Origin of the sequence: Pelagibius sp. (genome assembly GCF_028281305.1) — a bacterium.
GTDB lineage: Bacteria > Pseudomonadota > Alphaproteobacteria > Kiloniellales > Kiloniellaceae > Pelagibius.
Window position 1 is genome coordinate 1 of sequence record NZ_JANQKD010000038.1, and the last position, 3,297, is coordinate 3,297.

Genomic DNA, 3,297 nt, shown 5'->3' on the forward strand with positions numbered 1-3,297 from the left:
GCTGGCGTGGCCGGCCACGGCCTCGTCCATGGCGTTGTCCAGCACCTCGGCGACCAGATGGTGCATCGCCCGTTCGTCGCTGCCGCCGATGTACATGCCGGGGCGACGGCGGACCGGCTCCAGCCCTTCCAGGACTTCGATGTCCTTCGCCGAGTATTTGTCCGGGGTCTTTTTCACTGCTGATTGGAAGAGGTCCGCCATCTTGGCCTATGCTTTGAGGAGAATCTTAAATTTCGGTAACCGAGGTGACGCCCTGAAGGCTGCGCCACGGGAGAGAATCGGCCTATAGAGTATGGTACCTGATGTTTACCCCCGATATCTAGTTGCCCCCGGCATCGCCTCGCAAGGCCGTCCGATTCGCCACCGGGGCGGCCAACTCCAGTACCTAAGTCCAGGGAGGGGACAAGTCCATGTCTTACGCTCATGCCGTCTAGCGGCTCCGACATTCCGGCCAGCCCGCGCGGCGAACTGGCAACCCGGACCCTGACCATGCCGGCCGATGCCAACCCCAGCGGCGACATCTTCGGCGGCTGGGTGCTTTCGCAGATGGATATCGCCGGCGGCATCACGGCCGGTGCCCGGGCCGCCGGGCGGGTCGCTACGGTCGCCATCGATGCCATGACCTTTCACCGGCCGGTTTTCGTCGGCGACGTGCTCTGCACCTATGCCGACATCATCCGGGTCGGGCGCAGCTCCATGGCCATTCATATCGAGGCCTGGGCGCTGCGCGGACGCATGGGCGAGCGGGTCAAGGTGACCGAGGGCACCTTCACCTTCGTCGCCATCGACGAGGCTGGCAAACCGCGCCCGGTGCCGGAGCAGGGGGCCCGATGAGACGCCTCTGTTTCAGCCTGCTGGTGATGGTGGCGACGCTTGGGACCGCGGTGGCCGGCGAGGCCGATGTGGTCGGCGCCGAGGCGGTGCGGGAGGGCGATGGCACCTGGCGCTTCCGCGTCACCGTGCGCCATGCCGACGAAGGCTGGGACCACTATGCCGACCGCTGGCAGGTGGTGGCGCCGGATGGGCGCGTCCTGGGCACCCGCGTGCTGCTGCATCCCCACGAGACCGAGCAGCCCTTCACCCGCTCGCTTGGCGGGGTGACCATCCCTGACGGCATCGGCCGGGTGGTCATCCGCGCGCACGATTCCGTGCATGGGGACGGCGGCGCCGAGATCGAGGTGGAGCTGTCGCGCTGAGGTTTTCGGCGCCGTCAGGTCACGCGATCAGCTTGCGCCACAGCCCGAAGGGCGCGCCCGGTTCCTCCCGCGCGATCCAGCGGTAGGCTAGGCGCTGCCAGGGCTCGACGCGGCGGCGGCGGTTATCGAGGGCATAGACGCCCTTGTCGCTGTGGACCAGGAGCACCGCATGGCCCTGGCCGTTCTGCAGGCGGCAGGCGGCGAGGGTCAGGGCCGATCGGGGCCAGCCGTGGTCGTTGCGCAGCGCAGCCAGCTTGCTGATGGCGAAGTCCTCGCAGTCACCTTCGGACACAGCGATCTGCCAGCGGTCGGAGCCGTCCGGCCGGAAGCGGATCAGCCGATTGATCCGCTCCTGAACCCGGGCCAGTTCGCTCTCGCGTTCCCGGGTCAGTGTGATGGGGCTGAGCGTATGGGCGGCGGGATCGAGATCCGGGTGTTTCCTGATCAGCTCAAACCAGGCCGCCGGCGCGGCACGGAAGCCGGCGGCTTGCATCTCGCTTGAGAGCGGCAGGGGCGGCGGCAGCGCGGTGCGATTTGCCAGCGCCGCGGAGGGCAGGGCACAGCCGGCGGCGAGGCCTGCGAAGGCGCCCAGCAGGCGGCGCCGGCTCAGGCCAGGGGACGGCTCGCAAAGACCGAGGGGGGACGGTTTGGGGGACACGCTGAACTCCGAGCAGAAAGATCGATTGCCGGAGTTCTACAGACATTACTGTGTCTGAACGGTGGATTATTAGAGTTGATTTTGTGCGAATTAAATAAGAAAGGCGTGTTATTTGAATTTTGTTAACTATTAATTAGGATTCTTGGGAATAGATTGGATTAATATTTACAATCTGTAAATAAATCAGGGAATAGATCCCTGATGAGGACGATCGCTGGCACCATGAGCGTACAGCGGCCCAATCCAGCCCGGATCAGGTGGCCCGCGGCGGGTCGGCCTCTCTGCGCTTCTCAAGCCACAGTTTGGTTTCAGGGACCCAGACGCACCTGGTCCCCGGCCTCCTCGGCGGCGGGCCGATTGGTCACCGTGAGGCTGAGCCGCTCCGGGGCGATGGCCAGGCGCGGCGGGATCGGCCGCGCTTCGGCCGTGGTGATCCAGGAGACCTCGGTCGCACGCGGGAACGCGGCGATACTGAGGACAAGACAAATGGCAACCAAGAGACAGTGCCAGGCAACGCGTATCGACATGACGAAACAGAACCACAGCAAGAAAACACGATCGTTTTATAAGGAGTGTCGTGTGGTTCGGGCGTGATCTCTTGGCGTCAGAAATATGGTTAAAATAAAGCCGTTCTGTGATTTCGCGTGTTCTTTTACGCTTCCTTAACCAGCACTTCTCACCACGTCCATGGCCTGCGCGGCTTTGTGGGGCCGTCAGGACAGGAAAGCCGCGCAGCGCGATGCGGTACATCGGGCAAGCGGCTTGACGCAGCCTGTCGGCTCCACAAAGCCGCCCCCAGGGTCGCATAGAGGCGTCCGCCCGCGGCGTCGCGGCCCTCAACCGTAGTCCCCGCTACGCTTTTCGGACCCCTCCTTGCGGGGCGAACGCCTCTACGCGACGCAGACCATGGAGGTGGTGAGAAATGCGGGTTGACCATTCCAGGATGAATCCACTCGCGCGCCGAACCGGCGCCACTGTCGCTGTGGAGAAAGGTGGGTGGGAGCGCCGGATGGCGGTCCCACCCAAGGCTTCGACAGGGTTACAACGAAGCGCTATTGCGCTGCGGCCTGAATCTCGTCGACCAGTGCCTTGAACTCGGCCCCGCGGTCCGCGGCGAACTGCTGCTGGACCTTCTGAGCGGCGGCGATGAAGGGCCCGCGCTCCGGGCGCGTCAGAGCCATGCCGCCCTCGTTCGAGAGCCAGGTGCGGATCGATTCGATCTCCTCGATCTTGACCTGGGTGTGGTACTCGCCGGCCTCCTTGGCGGCGCGCAGCACGGCGGCCATCTGGTCGTCGTCCAGCTTATCCATGAAGCGGCTGGAGGCGAAGACCGGGGCGAAGCCCGCGAAGTGGTCGAGGATGATCAGATGCTTGGCGAACTCGAAGAACTTCATCTCGCGGATCACCGAGGTGCCGTTGTCGCCGCCGTCGATGGTGCCGGTC

The 3,297-nt window shown here is 64.8% G+C and carries 5 protein-coding genes and 1 pseudogene; 2 read left to right on the forward strand and 4 right to left on the reverse strand.

The window, feature by feature from the left end; genetic code table 11:
- Positions 1 to 201: pseudogene (locus Q0982_RS09435) on the reverse strand (DNA topoisomerase IV subunit B); the annotation flags it as partial.
- 222 nt (positions 202 to 423) lie between these two features.
- On the opposite strand from Q0982_RS09435, the gene Q0982_RS09440 reads away from it, so the two are divergent.
- Together Q0982_RS09440 and Q0982_RS09445 are read left to right on the forward strand one after the other, a co-directional pair.
- Positions 424 to 834 (forward strand): acyl-CoA thioesterase, encoded by a 411-nt coding sequence (locus Q0982_RS09440; RefSeq protein WP_299394593.1) that lies wholly within the window; start codon positions 424 to 426, stop codon positions 832 to 834.
- Positions 831 to 1,196, forward strand: a complete 366-nt coding sequence (locus Q0982_RS09445) for a hypothetical protein (RefSeq protein WP_299394595.1) — start codon at positions 831 to 833, stop codon at positions 1,194 to 1,196. Before Q0982_RS09440 ends, Q0982_RS09445 begins: the two co-directional genes overlap by 4 nt.
- Positions 1,197 to 1,215: 19 nt before the next feature.
- Here Q0982_RS09445 and Q0982_RS09450 read toward each other — a convergent pair whose 3' ends face one another.
- From Q0982_RS09450 to Q0982_RS09460, 3 genes are all read right to left on the reverse strand, one after another.
- Positions 1,216 to 1,854 (reverse strand): transglutaminase-like cysteine peptidase, encoded by a 639-nt coding sequence (locus tag Q0982_RS09450; protein WP_299394598.1) that lies wholly within the window; start codon positions 1,852 to 1,854, stop codon positions 1,216 to 1,218.
- A gap of 308 nt (positions 1,855 to 2,162) precedes the next feature.
- Positions 2,163 to 2,381, reverse strand: coding sequence for a hypothetical protein (locus tag Q0982_RS09455; RefSeq protein ID WP_299394600.1), 219 nt, complete (start codon positions 2,379 to 2,381; stop codon positions 2,163 to 2,165).
- Positions 2,382 to 2,906: 525 nt separating this feature from the next.
- A partial coding sequence (locus Q0982_RS09460) for a hypothetical protein (protein WP_322096994.1) occupies positions 2,907 to 3,297 on the reverse strand: 391 nt, incomplete at its 5' end.